Source organism: Haladaptatus sp. DYSN1 (assembly GCF_029489995.1).
Taxonomy (GTDB): Archaea; Halobacteriota; Halobacteria; order Halobacteriales; family Halococcaceae; genus QDMS2.
In genome coordinates, this window is the sequence record NZ_CP120470.1 from 2521189 (window position 1) to 2535670 (window position 14482).

Annotated in this window: 23 protein-coding genes; 19 read left to right on the forward strand and 4 right to left on the reverse strand. The window is 62.2% G+C overall.

The annotated features are described in order from the left end of the window. Window positions 1–2 precede the first annotated feature (2 nt). The 17 genes from P0648_RS13660 (at window position 3) to P0648_RS13740 (ending at window position 8977) form a co-directional block, all read left to right on the forward strand. Window positions 3–344, forward strand: a complete 342-nt coding sequence (locus tag P0648_RS13660; protein WP_276246716.1) for a ribonuclease P protein component 1 — start codon at window positions 3–5, stop codon at window positions 342–344. After that, complete coding sequence (locus tag P0648_RS13665) at window positions 335–661, forward strand: 30S ribosomal protein S17 (protein ID WP_276246715.1); 327 nt, start codon at window positions 335–337, stop codon at window positions 659–661. The genes P0648_RS13660 and P0648_RS13665 overlap by 10 nt, the downstream gene beginning before the upstream one ends. Next, window positions 661–1059: a 50S ribosomal protein L14 gene (locus P0648_RS13670; protein ID WP_276246714.1), complete on the forward strand. Its 399-nt coding sequence runs from the start codon at window positions 661–663 to the stop codon at window positions 1057–1059. Before P0648_RS13665 ends, P0648_RS13670 begins: the two co-directional genes overlap by 1 nt. Next, window positions 1056–1412: a 50S ribosomal protein L24 gene (gene rplX, locus P0648_RS13675; RefSeq protein ID WP_277504340.1), complete on the forward strand. Its 357-nt coding sequence runs from the start codon at window positions 1056–1058 to the stop codon at window positions 1410–1412. Before P0648_RS13670 ends, rplX begins: the two co-directional genes overlap by 4 nt. Further along, window positions 1405–2103, forward strand: coding sequence for a 30S ribosomal protein S4e (locus P0648_RS13680; protein ID WP_276246712.1), 699 nt, complete (start codon window positions 1405–1407; stop codon window positions 2101–2103). Before rplX ends, P0648_RS13680 begins: the two co-directional genes overlap by 8 nt. Further along, window positions 2100–2618, forward strand: coding sequence for a 50S ribosomal protein L5 (locus P0648_RS13685; RefSeq protein WP_276246711.1), 519 nt, complete (start codon window positions 2100–2102; stop codon window positions 2616–2618). Before P0648_RS13680 ends, P0648_RS13685 begins: the two co-directional genes overlap by 4 nt. Beyond that, entirely contained in the window at window positions 2615–2779 is a 165-nt protein-coding gene (locus tag P0648_RS13690; RefSeq protein WP_276246710.1) for a 30S ribosomal protein S14, read from the forward strand. The genes P0648_RS13685 and P0648_RS13690 overlap by 4 nt, the downstream gene beginning before the upstream one ends. A 1-nt stretch (window position 2780) precedes the next feature. Continuing rightward, window positions 2781–3173 carry a 30S ribosomal protein S8 gene (locus tag P0648_RS13695; protein WP_276246709.1) on the forward strand — a complete coding sequence of 131 codons (393 nt, stop codon included), beginning with the start codon at window positions 2781–2783 and terminating at the stop codon, window positions 3171–3173. A gap of 3 nt (window positions 3174–3176) precedes the next feature. After that, window positions 3177–3713: a 50S ribosomal protein L6 gene (locus tag P0648_RS13700; RefSeq protein WP_276246708.1), complete on the forward strand. Its 537-nt coding sequence runs from the start codon at window positions 3177–3179 to the stop codon at window positions 3711–3713. Further along, a complete protein-coding gene (locus P0648_RS13705; RefSeq protein ID WP_277504345.1) occupies window positions 3713–4426 on the forward strand; it encodes a 50S ribosomal protein L32e in 714 nt (237 codons plus the stop codon). The genes P0648_RS13700 and P0648_RS13705 overlap by 1 nt, the downstream gene beginning before the upstream one ends. After that, window positions 4423–4872 carry a 50S ribosomal protein L19e gene (locus P0648_RS13710; protein WP_276246706.1) on the forward strand — a complete coding sequence of 150 codons (450 nt, stop codon included), beginning with the start codon at window positions 4423–4425 and terminating at the stop codon, window positions 4870–4872. Before P0648_RS13705 ends, P0648_RS13710 begins: the two co-directional genes overlap by 4 nt. Beyond that, the gene (locus tag P0648_RS13715) at window positions 4872–5426 is read left to right on the forward strand and encodes a 50S ribosomal protein L18 (RefSeq protein WP_276246705.1); all 555 of its coding nucleotides are present in this window, start codon (window positions 4872–4874) and stop codon (window positions 5424–5426) included. The genes P0648_RS13710 and P0648_RS13715 overlap by 1 nt, the downstream gene beginning before the upstream one ends. Further along, the gene (locus P0648_RS13720; RefSeq protein ID WP_276246704.1) at window positions 5423–6061 is read left to right on the forward strand and encodes a 30S ribosomal protein S5; all 639 of its coding nucleotides are present in this window, start codon (window positions 5423–5425) and stop codon (window positions 6059–6061) included. The genes P0648_RS13715 and P0648_RS13720 overlap by 4 nt, the downstream gene beginning before the upstream one ends. Further along, the gene (gene rpmD, locus P0648_RS13725) at window positions 6061–6525 is read left to right on the forward strand and encodes a 50S ribosomal protein L30 (RefSeq protein ID WP_276246703.1); all 465 of its coding nucleotides are present in this window, start codon (window positions 6061–6063) and stop codon (window positions 6523–6525) included. The genes P0648_RS13720 and rpmD overlap by 1 nt, the downstream gene beginning before the upstream one ends. 2 nt (window positions 6526–6527) lie before the next feature. After that, window positions 6528–7028: an uL15m family ribosomal protein gene (locus P0648_RS13730; protein WP_276246702.1), complete on the forward strand. Its 501-nt coding sequence runs from the start codon at window positions 6528–6530 to the stop codon at window positions 7026–7028. 4 nt (window positions 7029–7032) lie between these two features. Further along, window positions 7033–8505, forward strand: coding sequence for a preprotein translocase subunit SecY (gene secY / locus P0648_RS13735; RefSeq protein WP_276246701.1), 1473 nt, complete (start codon window positions 7033–7035; stop codon window positions 8503–8505). Between the two features lie 130 nt (window positions 8506–8635). Next, window positions 8636–8977, forward strand: a complete 342-nt coding sequence (locus P0648_RS13740) for a hypothetical protein (RefSeq protein ID WP_276246700.1) — start codon at window positions 8636–8638, stop codon at window positions 8975–8977. A 19-nt stretch (window positions 8978–8996) separates the two neighbouring features. Here the strand turns inward: P0648_RS13740 and P0648_RS13745 are convergent, their stop codons facing one another. Then, a complete protein-coding gene (locus P0648_RS13745) occupies window positions 8997–9488 on the reverse strand; it encodes an SRPBCC domain-containing protein (RefSeq protein ID WP_276246699.1) in 492 nt (163 codons plus the stop codon). Window positions 9489–9839: 351 nt separating this feature from the next. Here P0648_RS13745 and P0648_RS13750 point away from each other — a divergent pair, with 351 nt between their 5' ends. Together P0648_RS13750 and P0648_RS13755 are read left to right on the forward strand one after the other, a co-directional pair. Next, window positions 9840–10013 (forward strand): hypothetical protein, encoded by a 174-nt coding sequence (locus tag P0648_RS13750; protein WP_276246698.1) that lies wholly within the window; start codon window positions 9840–9842, stop codon window positions 10011–10013. A gap of 140 nt (window positions 10014–10153) precedes the next feature. Next, window positions 10154–11125 carry a PrsW family intramembrane metalloprotease gene (locus tag P0648_RS13755; RefSeq protein ID WP_277504348.1) on the forward strand — a complete coding sequence of 324 codons (972 nt, stop codon included), beginning with the start codon at window positions 10154–10156 and terminating at the stop codon, window positions 11123–11125. 8 nt (window positions 11126–11133) lie between these two features. Here the strand turns inward: P0648_RS13755 and P0648_RS13760 are convergent, their stop codons facing one another. The 3 genes from P0648_RS13760 to P0648_RS13770 all read right to left on the reverse strand — a co-directional run bounded on the left by P0648_RS13760 (window position 11134) and on the right by P0648_RS13770 (window position 14341). Continuing rightward, a complete protein-coding gene (locus tag P0648_RS13760) occupies window positions 11134–11616 on the reverse strand; it encodes a hypothetical protein (protein WP_276246696.1) in 483 nt (160 codons plus the stop codon). Between the two features lie 62 nt (window positions 11617–11678). Next, window positions 11679–13916 carry an amino acid permease gene (locus tag P0648_RS13765; protein WP_277504350.1) on the reverse strand — a complete coding sequence of 746 codons (2238 nt, stop codon included), beginning with the start codon at window positions 13914–13916 and terminating at the stop codon, window positions 11679–11681. Continuing rightward, window positions 13913–14341: a universal stress protein gene (locus tag P0648_RS13770; RefSeq protein ID WP_276246694.1), complete on the reverse strand. Its 429-nt coding sequence runs from the start codon at window positions 14339–14341 to the stop codon at window positions 13913–13915. The genes P0648_RS13765 and P0648_RS13770 overlap by 4 nt, the downstream gene beginning before the upstream one ends. Window positions 14342–14482: the final 141 nt, after the last annotated feature.

The following is a 14482-nucleotide window of genomic DNA, read 5'->3' on the forward strand; positions in this document are numbered from 1 at the left end:
AAATGCTGACACCCGAGACACTCCCACGACACGAACTCATCGGCCTGCACGTGCGGGTCGCTGCCGCCGCCAACCCCGACCTCGTCGGGATAGCGGGGCGTGTCGTCGGTGAGACCACCCAGATGCTCCGCATCGAGGTGGGGTCTCGGGTTACGCACGTGCCCAAGCAGGCCTCGATACTCGAATTCGGACCCATAGATGAAGCTGCGGCCGACCGCAAGGAGGCCGGGACCGCATCCAAACCAGCAGGCGAGGATGCGGCTTACGTTACGGTGGATGGGGCCCGACTGCTCTCACACCCTGCTCTACGCACAGAAACTACAGGAGATTCCAAATGGCGTTAGGACTGAACGTACCAGAACCGGAAGCTACCTGCGCTGACGAGAACTGTCCGTTCCACGGCACGCTGTCCGTGCGCGGCCAGCTCCTCGAAGGCAAAGTAGCTTCGACGGATATGGATAAAACCGTGATCGTCGAACGCGAGTACGACGTGAAAGTACCGAAATACGACCGGTACATGAAGCGACGCTCGCGCATCCCGGCCCACGCACCTGAGTGCCTGGGTCTGGAGGTCGGCGACACGGTTCGTATCGCAGAGACACGACCGCTTTCGAAGACGAAAGCACACGTCGTGGTCGAGACAACAGGAGGCGATGCCTGATGAAAGCACTCAAAGCTGACATCACGCAAGGACTCGAGAAGGGTTCGATTATCACGTGTGCCGACAACACGGGCGCACGCGAACTCAAGGTCATCAGCGTTGCCGGCTACTCCGGCACCATCAACCGCCACCCCAAAGCGGGGCTCGCGGACAAGGTGACCGTCTCCGTGACGAAGGGGACCCCGGAAATGCGCCGGCAGGTCCTCGAGGCCGTCATTATCCGCCAGCGGAAACCGATTCGCCGTCCCGACGGACAGCGAGTCAAGTTCCAGGATAATGCCGCCGTCATCGTCGATGAGAACGAAGACCCACGCGGGACCGAAATCAAGGGTCCAATCGGGCGTGAGGTCGCAGAACGCTTCGGAAGCATCGCTTCCACAGCTACGATGATAGTATGACTCGACAACCAACCAAACAGCGAAACCAGACCGCGCGCGCACCGCTGCACGAGCGTCAGCGCCAGGTCCGTGCGACCCTCTCGGACGACCTCCGCGAGGAGTACGGCAAGCGAAACGTCCGCGTCAACGTGGGCGACATCGTCGAGGTCATGCGCGGTGATTTCGCCGGCGAAGAAGGCGAAGTCATCAAGGTGGACCTGAAGAAGGCCGTCATCCACGTCGAGGGTGTCACCATCGAGAAGGCAGACGGCGAAGAGGTCCCCCGTGCACTCGACACCAGCAACGTCCGCGTGACCGAGCTGAACCTGGAAGACGACGTGCGCGAGACGCGCCTGGAGGCAGACAATGAGTAAACACCAGAAGCGACTCTCAGTGCCAAAGTCCTGGCCGGTCGAGCGCAAGACCGCCGTCTTCACCGTGAAAGCGGGCGCAGGCCCCCACGGCGAAGAGGGCGTGCCGCTGCTCATCATCCTTCGCGACGTGCTCGGCTACGTCGACTCGAAGAAGGAAGCACGCTACGCGCTCAACCAGGGCACGGTGCTGGTAAATGGAACGCACGTAACCGACGAACGCCGGCCAATCGGTATGTTCGACATCCTGTCGTTCACCGAGCGCGACGAGTACTACCGCGTCTTCCCAGACGAGGGTGGCCGTCTCGCACTGTCCGCGATTTCCGCGGACGCAGCCGACTCGAAGCTCGGGAAGATTACCGGCAAGCGCACCGTGCAGGGCGGCAAGACGCAGCTCGCACTGCACAACGGCCAGACGCTCCTCTTCGACGAGGACCCTGGCTACAGCACGAAGGACTCGCTCGTCGTCGACAGCGACGGGGAAGTCGTCGTCCACTTCGTCTACGAAGAGGGTGCGCTCGTGACCGCGACGAAGGGCCAGCACGCTGGCGAAATCGGGACGCTCGCGTCCATCGAGATTTCGCCGTCGTCGGCTCCGAACCACGTCGTCGTCGAACAGGAAGACGGCTCGTTCGAAACGCTCGAAGACTACCTCGTCGTCATCGACGAGAACTTCACGGGTGATGACGAATGAGCGAAGCTGAATTCCACGAGATGCGACAGCCTCGCGTCGAGAAGGTCGTCGTCCACATGGGCGTCGGCCGCGGTGGGCGCGAGCTCGCCAACGCGGAGGACATCTTAGAGAGCGTGACCGGCCAAGAGAGCGTTCGGACGCTCGCAAAGCGCACGGTCCCCGACTTCGGCATCCGCGAGGGTGACCCAATCGGGGCGAAAGTGACGCTCCGCCACGACGAAGCAGCGGAGTTCCTCACGACGGCGCTCAAGCTGGTCGACCTCAAGAAAACCCAGTTCGACGACAACGGGAACTTCAGCTTCGGGGTCGCGGAACACACCGAGTTCCCGAGCCAGGAGTACGACCCGAACATCGGGATTTACGGGCTTGACGTCACCGTCAACCTCGTCCGTCCCGGCTACCGCGTCGCAAAGCGCGACAAGGTGAACCGACAGATTCCGTCAGGTCACAGACTGACGGCCGAGGACGCCATCGCGTACCTCGAATCGACGTACGATGTGGAGGTGAACAAATGAGCGAGGAACTCGGCGAGCACGCCACGAAGCGAACGGGCCAGCTCCACCAGTGCCAGCGATGCGGTCGCAAGCAGGGCCTGGTGAGCAAGTACGATATCTGGCTCTGCCGGCAGTGCTTCCGTGAGATTGCCCGAAGCATGGGCTTCAAGAAATACAAGTAACATGGCGGACAACGACCCACTCAGCAGCGCACTCTCGGGCATCGACAATGCAGAGAGTGTCGGTCATCTGACCCAGACAGTTGAGCCCGCCTCGAACATCATCGGCAGCGTGCTTGAGGTCTTCTACGACCGCGGGTACATCAACGGCTTCGAGTTCGTCGAAGACGGCAAAGCCGGTCGATTCGAGGTCGAACTGAAAGGCGCGATAAACGAATGTGGTTCGGTCAAGCCCCGCTACTCGGCGGGTGCAGACGACTTCGAGAAATGGGAGAAGCGATTCCTCCCGGCCCGTGACTACGGGACCCTCGTCGTGACCACCAGCCACGGGATCATGAGCCATTACGAGGCCCGCGAACAGGGCATCGGTGGCCAGATCATCGCGTACGTGTACTGAACCATGGCACGAGTAGAACTCGAAATTCCGGACGACGTGACGGCCGAAGTAGATCGCTTCGACGTCACAATTAGCGGCCCAGAAGGATCGGTAACGCGCCGCTTCTGGTACCCGAACGTCACCATCACGGTCGAGGACGACGTCCTCGTCGTCGAGAGTGACGTAGAGAAAGCCAAGACGAACGCCACCATCGGGACGTTCTCGAGTCACATCGAGAACATGTTCCACGGCGTGACCGCGGGCTGGGAGTATAAGATGGAAGTCTTCTACTCTCACTTCCCAATGCAGGTTCGCGTCGAAGGTGACGACGTCGTCATCCAGAACTTCCTCGGTGAGAAGTCCCCGCGACGGACCACCATCCACGGCGACACGGAAGTCCAGGTTGACGGCGAAGAGGTGACCCTCTCCGGTCCCGACAAGGAACACGTCGGCCAGACCGCAGCGGACATCGAACAGCTCACCCGCGTCAAAGGCAAGGACACTCGGGTGTTCCAGGACGGCGTCTACATCATCGAAAAACCACAGCGAGGTGACGCCTGATGGCAGACGAAGACGCACCAAATGAACTGACCGACATTAGCGGTGTCGGCGAGGCAAAAGCCGAGGCACTCCGCGAAGCAGGCTACGAGACGGTCGAAGACGTAGCCCGTGCCTCCCAGGCTGACCTCGCCGAGGTCGACGGCATCGGCAACGCGCTCGCCGCCCGTATCAAAGCGGACGTTGGCGGGCTCGAAGTCTCAGAAGAGACGGACGCCGAAGTCGAAGACGAAGACGCGGAGGCCGAGGAGGCCGGCGCCGAAGACGTCGAGACCGAACTGCAACCACGCGGACTGGTCAACAAGACCCCCGACCTCGACGACGAGGAAGCACGCCTCCTGCAGAAGCGTGCTCGCGTGAACAAACCGCAGTTCAACCGCCAGGACTATCACAAGAAAAAGCGGACGCCGACCTCGTGGCGCAAGCCACGCGGCGGCCTCTCGAAGCAGCGACGCGGCATCAAGGGCAAGGGCCCGATGGTCGAAGCCGGCTACCGCACCCCGAAATCGATTCGAGGGCGGCACCCGAGCGGCTTCGAAGAAGTCCGCGTCTTCAACGTCGACGACTTAGACGGCGTCGACGGTGACACGCAGGCGGCCCGCATCGCCTCCACGGTCGGTGCTCGCAAGCGCGAGCGCATCGAGGAGGAAGCGGAGGACCGCGGCATTCGCGTGCTCAACCCAACCTACGTCGAAGTTGAGGTGACAGACGAATGAGCGACCTGAAAGCACAGCGACGACTCGCTGCCGACGTCCTGGACGTCGGGAAGAACAAAGTCTGGATGGACCCAGAAGCGTCCGCCGAGATTGCAGAGGCAATCACGCGCGAGGACATCCGCGAACTCGTCGCGGACGGGTCTATCAAGGCGAAGGACAAGCGAGGCAACTCGCGTGGCCGTGCCCGAAAGCGCAACGAGAAGCGCGCCTACGGCCACCGCAAAGGCCCCGGTTCCCGCAAAGGGAAGGCTGGCGCACGACAGAACAAGAAAAAGGACTGGACGAGCCGCATTCGCGCACAGCGAAAGAAGCTCAAGGAACTCCGCGACGAGGGTGAACTCGACCGCACGCAGTACCGCTCGCTCTACAACAAGGCAAGCGGTGGCGAGTTCCGCAGTGTCCAGTACCTGCTCAACTACATCGAACAACAGTACGGTGACGAATAATGGCTAACGGACCACGATACAAGGTTCCGATGCGGCGCCGCCGCGAGGTCCGAACGGACTACCATCAGAGGTTGCGCCTGTTGAAATCCGGCAAGCCTCGTCTGGTCGCTCGCAAGAGCAACCAGCACATCAGGGCGCAGCTGATCACGGCTGGAGACGAAGGCGACGTAACACTCGCGAGTGCGACGTCCGCCGACCTCGCCGATTTCGGCTGGAAAGCCCCGACTGGTAACCTGCCCGCCGCGTACCTGACCGGCTTCCTCGCCGGCAAGCGCGCGCTCGAGGCAGGCCTCGAAGAGGCAGTGCTCGACATCGGCCTTAACACGGCAACCCCCGGCAACAAAGTGTTCGCAGTTCAGGAAGGCGCAATCGACGCGGGACTCGACATCCCGCACAACGAGAGCGTCCTCGCAGACTGGTCTCGCACCCGCGGCGAGCACATTGCCGAGTACGCAGCATCGCTCGACGAACCACTCTACAGCGGCGAGTTCGACGCGACCGAACTCCCCGAGCACTTCGACGAAGTGCGTGAACGAATGGAGAACGAATTATGAGCAACAACAACGGCTGGGAGCCACGAACCCGACTCGGCCGGAAGGTCGCAGAGGGCGACATCACCACGATGGAAGACGCCCTCAGCTCGGGGCTTCCGCTCAAGGAACCCCAGATCGTCGACCAGCTCCTCCCGGGGCTCGAAGACGACGTCCTGGACATCAACATGGTCCAGCGCATGACCGACTCCGGCCGACGTGTCAAGTTCCGCTCGGTCGTCGCCATCGGTAACCGCGACGGTTACGTTGGCTACGCCCAGGGACGAGACGACCAGGTCGGTGGCTCCATCCAGAAGGCAATCGAGCGCGCAAAACTGAACATCATCGACGTCTCGCGTGGCTGCGGGTCGTGGGAATGTGGCTGTGGGCGACCCCACACCGTCGCACTCCGCACGTCCGGCAAGGCAGGCAGCGTCGAGGTCGAGCTCCAGCCCGCACCACGCGGGCTCGGACTCGCGGGCGGGGAAACCGTCCGTTCGGTGCTCGAACTCGCCGGTATCGAAGACATCTGGACCCGCTCGTCGGGGAACACCCGCACGACGGTCAACTTCGCGAAAGCAACCTTCAACGCGCTTCGCAACACGGCTGAGGCACGCGTGCCCCAGCACGCCCGCGAACAGCGTGAGGTGATCGAATAATGCGAGCACTCGTCCAGATTCGCGGTGAAGTGAACATGGAACAGAGCGTCCGCGACACGCTCTCCATGCTCAACATCCACAAAGTCAACCACGCAACCTTCGTCCCCGAGACGGAGACCTACCGCGGCATGGTCACCAAGGTCAACGACTACGTTGCCCACGGCATCCCAAGCCAGGAGGTCGTCGAGACGCTCATTCGCACCCGCGCAGAGCCACTCGAAGGCAAGGCGACGGTCGACGACGACTGGGTGTCCGAGAACACCGACTACGACAGTATCGAAGCCCTCGCGGACGCCATCTACGCAGACGAGACGACGCTCCGCGAGCAGGGCCTCTCTCCAGTGCTTCGCCTGCACCCACCGCGCAAGGGTCACAAGGGCATCAAGCACGTCACTAAAGAGGGTGGCGAACTCGGTAAGCACACGACAGAGGAGATCGACCAGCTCCTCGAGGCGATGCGATAATCATGACCAGTAAGAAACGACGCCAGCGTGGCTCTCGCACTCACGGCGGCGGTACCCACAAGAACCGGCGCGGTGCCGGTAACCGTGGTGGCCGTGGTCGCGCGGGGCGCGCAAAACACGAGTTCCACAACTACGAACCGCTTGGCAAGCACGGGTTCACCCGTCCACCAGCCGTCCGTGAGGACGTCAGCACCATCGACGTGCAGACGTTAGACGAGAACGCGGCCGTTTACGCCGCAGACGGCCTCGCCGAAGAGACAGACAACGGCTTCAAACTGGACGTCCGCGACATCGTCGAGGACGGCTACGATGTAGACGTCGTCAAAGTCCTCGGTGGCAGCCAGATTCGTAACCAGCTCGTCGTAACGGCTGACGACTTCAGCGAGAGCGCACGCGAGCTCATCGAGGGCGAAGGCGGCGACGCCATCCTCAGTGAGCGCGGCGAAGAGCGCCAGGCTGAACTCGAAGCAGACGACGAAGACGAAGACGAGGACGCGGAGTAGACAAATGGGCTGGAAGGAGGCTGCTGAACCGGTGCTCACCCGAATGCCGTCAGTCCGTCGGCCGGAGGGACACGTCCCATTCCGGCGCAAGCTCGGCTGGACAGCCGGCATTCTGGTGTTGTATTTCTTCCTGACGAACGTGTTCCTGTACGGACTCGGCTCCGGGCAGTCAGACGTGTTCGGGCAGTTCCGCTCCATCCTCGCGGGTGGTCAGGGGACAATCCTGCAGCTCGGTATCGGTCCAATCGTCACCGCAAGCATTGTGCTGCAGCTACTCGGCGGCGCAGACCTCTTGGGCCTCGATACGAACAACCCGAGAGACCAGATCCTCTATCAGGGCCTCCAGAAGTTCCTGGTGGTGGTGATGATCTGTCTGACCGGCCTCCCGATGGTCTTCGCCGGAGACTTCCTCCCCGCAGACCCACAGGTCGCCCAGAATCTCGGAATTGGACTGAGTGGCGTAAAGTGGCTCATCTTCGCCCAAATCTTCGTCGGCGGTATCCTCATCCTGTTCATGGACGAGGTCGTCTCGAAGTGGGGCGTCGGGTCAGGGATTGGCCTGTTCATCATTGCCGGTGTCAGCCAGAGTCTCGTGGGTGGCTTCTTCGCCGTCCCCGGAATCGGGTCGAACGAGGCTGGCCTCTTCGCCACCTGGTTCGGCATGCTGACCGGCAGTGTGGACGTTCCGAGCCTCCTGACGCCACAGGGCCTTCAGGTCCTGTTCATGGGTGAAGGGCAGATTCTCGCGCTCATCACGACCCTGCTCATCTTCATCGTGGTCGTGTACGCAGAGAGCGTCCGCGTGGAGATTCCCCTCTCCCACTCCCGGGTGAAGGGTGCACGGGGTCGCTTCCCCGTGAAGCTCATCTACGCGAGCGTCCTGCCCATGATTCTCGTCCGCGCGCTGCAGGCGAACATCCAGTTCCTCGGGCGCATCCTCGAAGCCCAGTGGGCCGGAATGCCCGGCTGGGTCGGGACGTACGCCCAGGGACAACCCGTAAGCGGGTTGTTCTACTACCTGGCCCCCATCCAGTCTCCTGGACAGTGGATGTGGTGGCTCGGGCAGACGACCGCGGAGCCGTGGATGATCATCATCCGCGTGCTCATCGACCTGACCTTCATGGTCATCGGTGGCGCAATCTTCGCCATCTTCTGGGTGGAGACCACCGACATGGGGCCGGAAGCGACGGCGCGACAGATTCAGCGCTCGGGAATGCAGATTCCCGGCTTCCGTCAGAGTCCTGGCGTCATGGAGAAGGTCTTAGAACGCTACATCCCGCAGGTCACCATCATCGGTGGTGCCCTCGTGGGCCTGCTCGCCGTCATGGCGAACATGCTCGGCACCATCGGTGCCGTCTCCGGAACGGGGCTGCTGCTCACGGTCTCCATCACGTACAAACTGTACGAGGAGATCGCTGAGGAACAGCTCATGGAGATGCACCCGATGATGCGCCAGATGTTCGGCGGCGGCGACTAACGCACCCTCTCTACATTTCTCTCGTCTTTCGCGCAGCGAGCGACAGCGCCTGCTCTTGAACTGGCGAACGGTGGGGCATACCACTTTGCCTGCCAAAATCGCTTTTACGCTTCCGCCGGGTGGGTTTGCCATGACGGACTATACGCTGCACGTCCCGTCGATTCGAGGGGTAACCAAGGCGGCACCGAATCGTGCGTTGAGTGCCGACGACTTCGAGACCGACGACCTCGCTGACTTAGACGACTACTTCCTGCTTTCGACGTCGGGAATTCCACCGGAGTCGTTCGACGACCTGTACCTCCCGGTGGCCCACTTAGACCAGCGACTGAGCCTTCCACTGCTCGAACAGGCGCTCGAAGACGTAGAGACCTTAGACGACATCGACCCGGGAACGCGCAAGGAGACCATCAACATGCTCAACGACCTCGCAGAGTGCTTCCCGAACGAGGCTGTGTCTGCGCCCGAGGAGTAACTCAAACCCCGTCCTGTTTTTACCGACGCGCGTTCCAATCCACTGGCCCGCTTACGAATCGCTTTTTGAGCCGTGGCAACACCGTCTCAGACCACGCTTCGACGAAGTAGTCGTAGGCTTTCGTCCAGTTTGGTCCCTCGCCCCAGCCACTGTGCGTCAGGGTGACCTGCGTGCGGTCGTTCGGGAGGTCACGGAATCGGACGACGACGCTCGTGCGCTGGTCACGAACCGACGGGAGCCTCGGCGGTGCGTTCCAGGTGAAACTCAGCATGCGCTTCGGTTCGATTGCGAGAACGACGTTGCCCTCGCCACCGCGAAGGCCCTCGTCTGCGTCGAGGTCAAAGAACAGCTCGTAGGCTCCCATCGGTTCGAGTTCGACGGTGCAGTCGGGCGCGAAGAAACTCCGAAGTCCAGCCTCGGTCGTCCAGGCGTCCCAGACTGCGTCACGGCTCGCCGGAACGGTCACCGTCGCGTGGATAACTCGCTCGCGCCCGGTGGTTCGTAGGTGCATAAATGAAGTAGGTCAGCAGTGCGTGTAAACTGTGCTCTCAACGCACTCGAGGTGCGCGTGGACGTGCTACTGGCATCGGGCCGAATGGTTCTGGCGCGAATAGCGAGAAGTTGGCCGCGTCTCCACAGACGGCGCACGTTCGTGGCGACGTCGTAGACGACGTCGCGAAGACGGCACCGCAGTGTCTGCAAACGTGTAATATCGTTCTGTCTCCCATACTCTTACTGGGTACCGTAGTACCCACATGACATTCGATAGCAGAGATAGTGAAAATTTTTCAACAAATTCAGACTATCGCGTCCTCATGACTCGGCGAGAGGTTGAAGTACGTCGTACGCCAATTGTTCACACATGTGGATTTTCCAAACCGGTCTCGGGGGGACCGGTGTCGAGACGGGGCTGGGAGACCTCGTTGCGGCGGCCGTCATCTGGGCTGGCGTGATAGTGCTCGCCTTGCTCATGGGCAAGGCGTACGATTTCTTCTACGAATTTTTCAATCCGGTCGTCGACGAGGAGTGGGAGTGAGCAACGGCGTAGCCGTTGCGAACGCCGATGCGGCTTTGCCGCATCGGAAGTGAGCGAAAGCTTCGTTTTCGCGAACCCTGCTGGCGCACAAACTCGGCAGTAATTCCTTTGTAAGACGAGTCCTTGCCCCCGCGTGTTGCATGAGCCAGCCGACCGACCCGGTAGAAGACGGTTACGACGGCGATGACGACCTCTACGACGTCACTCGCTGGGAGGTCAGGTCGCCGGTGGACAGACTCGCAACTGCCATCCACGGGGCGATTACCAACAACAAGGGGCGCTTTCTCGTCGCGCTCGCCCTGCTCGTGTTCCTCGGGCAACTCGGATTGACTGGATACGCCATCGCGACCAGTCCGACGCTCGGCGTGCTCACGGTCATCTCGGTGGTGCCGGCGTTCGCGCTCGCGGCGTTCATCTGGTACGAGGACGTGACGATGCGCGAACCGTGGGAAACGCTCGCCATTACGTTCCTGCTCGGCGTCCTGTTTGCGAGTTTCGCCGCCGTGGTGAACTCCGCGCTCAAGCTGGCCTTCGGGCTGATTCCGCTCGTCGGAACCATCTTGTTTTTCTTCCTCGTCGTCGGCCCAATCGAGGAGACGGTGAAGATACTCGCCGTTCGCGTCCACGCCTTCAACACGAGCGAGTTCGACGCGGTGGTCGATGGTGCGGTGTACGGCGCAGTCGCGGGCCTCGGCTTCGCTACCATCGAAAACTCGCTGTACATTACCCGTGAGGTGCTCACCGCAGCCCAGAATTCCGGTGCAGCGTCCCAGTTACAGGTCGCACTACAAACGGCCACCTCGCGGGCGTTCGCCGGGCCAGGCCACGTCATCTACTCTGCGTTCGCGGGCTACTACCTCGGCCTCGCCAAATTCAACCCCGAGAATCGCGGCCCCATCGTCGTGAAGGGCCTGCTCATCGCCACCGTGATTCACGCGACGTACAACACCCTCGTGACCGTGCTTCCGTTCGGGGGCGGCGTCGCGTTTATCGGTTTCGTCATCCTCTACGATGGGGTCTTTGGCTACTTGCTGTACCGGAAGCTGGCGCGGTACAAACACCGCCACCGGGAGGCGACCACGCAGAAACAGGCAGTAGCGACGGACGACTGACGCGGGCGTTAGCCGAAGACGCCCGAAAGAAGGTCGTTGTTTTTGTCTTTCCCGTTTTTCTGCCCGTTGCTGTTCTCTGAGTTGCCGGGGCCGTCCGTCGTCTCTGTGTCATCGTCGTCGCTGATGACGATGATTCCGTCGTCAGAGTCGTCGCTCTCTTCGTCGTCAGTCTCCTGTTCGTCGTCCGAATCGGCCTCATCCTCGGTCGTGGTTTCATCGCCAGCGTCGGTTTCGGTCGTCGGTTCCGGCGTCGTCGTCTCGGTCGTCGCTGTAGCCTCTGGTGTCGAGTCAGTCTCGGTCGGTTCGGTGGTGGCCGACGGGGACTGCGTCTGGGTTGCCGTGTTCGGGGCGTCCGACTGATTACCGTCGGGGAGTTGGTTCATCGAGGGACCGACGTCAGGCGAGAACGGTGCGATGCCCGTCGCGACGGCGATGCCGGAGACGAACAGCAGCGCGCCGACGAGGTAGAGGGACTTCTGGGTAATGCCCATCGTTGGTAGTTGCTCTGGGGCGAGCAACCGTTATTATCCGCAGACTAAAAGGGGTGAACGGGTCAGCGACCGAACAGGCGCTCTTTCAGCGTTCGGCTGCGAGCCTTCTCTGCGAGCAACACCGAACACGAGATGTCGTCCACCACGTCGAGGACGAGCGACCCACGGAGCAGGCGCGTGAGGAGGCCGCGTTCGGTCGCGCCGATTATGACGAGCGTCGAGTCTTCGGCCGCCGTCTCGATTGCCCGCTCTACGTTGCCGGAGGTGTCGATGCGCAGCGAGGCGTCCGTGAGGTCGTGGTCTGCCGCCCAGCCTTCGAGGAAGGCCCGTCCCTCCGATTCCTCTTCGGGGCTATCGACGGCGTGCAAGAGCGTGATTTCCGAGCCGTACTCTACGCGGAGCAGTTTCGCGACGGCCGCAGACAGGTCCGAGTCGGGCCCGCCGGCGGTCGGCACGAGGAGCTTCGAGGGGTCGAGGCCGCGGTCTTTGAGCACGAGGAAGTCACACGGGATGTCCTCGGTCAGTTCGTCGAGAGCACCCTCCGCGCGGCCGGGAGAGCCGTGGGCGTCCTCGCCCCAGCCCATGACGACGAGGTCGGCCTCGTGCGTTTTCGCGGCGTCGAAGATTTCCTCGAACGAGCGATGCGAGAGGATGGTGTGGGTGTCTACGTCTACGCCAAACGTGGTCGCGTCTTCCCGAGCGCGTTCGAGCAGCGTGGAGGATTCTGCGTCCAACTGGTCCTTGTAGGCCGCTGCGCCTGCGAGCGCTGTCTGGTCGGGAACCGTGATGATGTGGATGGCGTCTACGGTGCCACCGTTCTGTTTCGCAATCGCGCTCCCGAGGGTGATGAGGTCCTTCTCGCTTTTCGGGTTCGCGAGGGGAACCATGACGCGGTAGGAGCCGCCGTCGGGCTGGACTGCGCCGGCGGCGGAGACGGCGGGTTCCGGCATCACGTCGGACCGGTTCAGGATGTACTGGCTCAAGATGCCCTGTTTTTCCGTCCGCGACCGGGCGTAGAAGATGTACCAGAGGGCGGCGAAGGCGACGAACCCGAGGCTGAGAACGACGACGAACGGTTCGATGAACGCCACGAGTGCGAACGAGATGACCGCCCCGAGAATCGGGACAATCGGGTAGAACGGAACCCGGTAATCCGGCTGGTAGTCCGCTGGATTCGCCTCGCGCATCACGATGAGCGCGATATTGAGCAGGCCGTAGATGATGAGGTGGAGCGTACTCCCGGCCGTCGAGAGCGTCTCTAGGTCGCCAAAGAGGATGAACAGCAAGATGAACGCGCCCGTGAGGCCGATGGCCCGATAGGGCGTCCCAAAGCGCGGGTGAATCGTGTTCAGTTCCTCGGAGACGATCTTGTCTCGCCCCATGGCGAAGTTGATGCGCGAGGACGCGAGAATCGAGGCGTTCGCGCTCGACGCGGTGGCGAGCAACCCGCCAAAGAGGAGGGCGATTGCGCCGATTGGGCCGAGGAGGATTCGCGCCACGTCCACGACCGCCGTGTCGTTGCCCGCGACCACGCTGTTCGGCACGGCGGCAAGCACGACGAGCAGGACGAGCGCGTAGATGGCGGTCACGAGGAGGACGCTCCCGATGACTGCGCGAGGGAGGTTGCGTCCGGGGTCTTTGATTTCCTCTGCGACCGACGTAATCTGGACGAATCCGAGGTAGGAGACGAAGATGATGCCCGTCACCGGCAGGAGCGCCCCGTAGCCGTCGGGGGCGAACGGTCGAAGCGAAGAGAGGTCTGCCTGAAGTGCGCCAAAGAGGGTGAACACGGTGAGGATGGCGACGAGCGTGATGACGATGATGTTCTGGAGACGACCCGTCTCCTTCGCGCCGACGTAGTTGATGAGCGTGAACAGCGCCGCTCCGACGAGGGCGATAATCTTCGCCGACGTGAGCGCCAGTGGCCCGATGGTAAACGAGGGAACGTCTACGAACACGGCGACGTACTGGCCGAAGCCGAACATGTAGAACGCGGAGGCGAAGGCCAGTCCCATCCAGTTCGCCCAGCCAGCGACGCTGCCAAAGAGGGGGCCGAGTGCGTGGTTGACGTAGTAGTACGCCCCGCCGGCTTTCGGCATGGCGGTGCCGAGTTCGCTAGCCGAGAGCGCCGTGAGCAGGGCGATACCGCCGCCGAGGACGAACGCGCCTGCTGCGAGTGGCCCGGCAGACTCGACGGCCACGCCGGGCAGCACGAAGATGCCGGCCCCAATCATCGTCCCCACGCCGATGGTCAGCGCGGCGAGCGGGCCGAGGTCTTTCGCGAGTTCTTCGTCGCTCATTCGTCAGGCGCGTCCGGCAAGACGACCACCGGCCGGTCGGTTTCGGTCACGAGCGACAGTGCGACGTCACCGGTGAGGAGTCGAACCCACCGGCTGCCACCCCGTGGCGAGAACGCGATTGAACTGGCGTCGACGTCGGCGGCGGCAGCGAAAATCGTGTCCGCAATGTCCGTGCCGTAGCGCAGATCGGTTTCGACGGTGGCATCCGCGAGGGTGTCCTGGACGACGTCGAAAATCTTCGTCGCGCCTTCCTGGCGCTGTTCGACCGAGGCCTTGTCGGGTGCGCCACCGGCTTTTTCGATGACGTGGAGTGCGACGACGCGACTCTCGGCGTCCAGATACGGAGCGAGTGCCAAACAGGTCGTCCGCGCATCGTCCTCGTCAGCGACCGGGACGACGACGCACTCGAAGATGGACTTACCCATCGACGAACCCCCCTGTCTGTGTTCGTTCGATTACCTGATTGTCGAGTGACCCGTTGCTGGCGAGCGATTGGTTCATGATAGGAGCAGACAGACTACTCGAACTTAACTGGTCGGTGTCGGCGGTCACTTCGTGAGCAATTT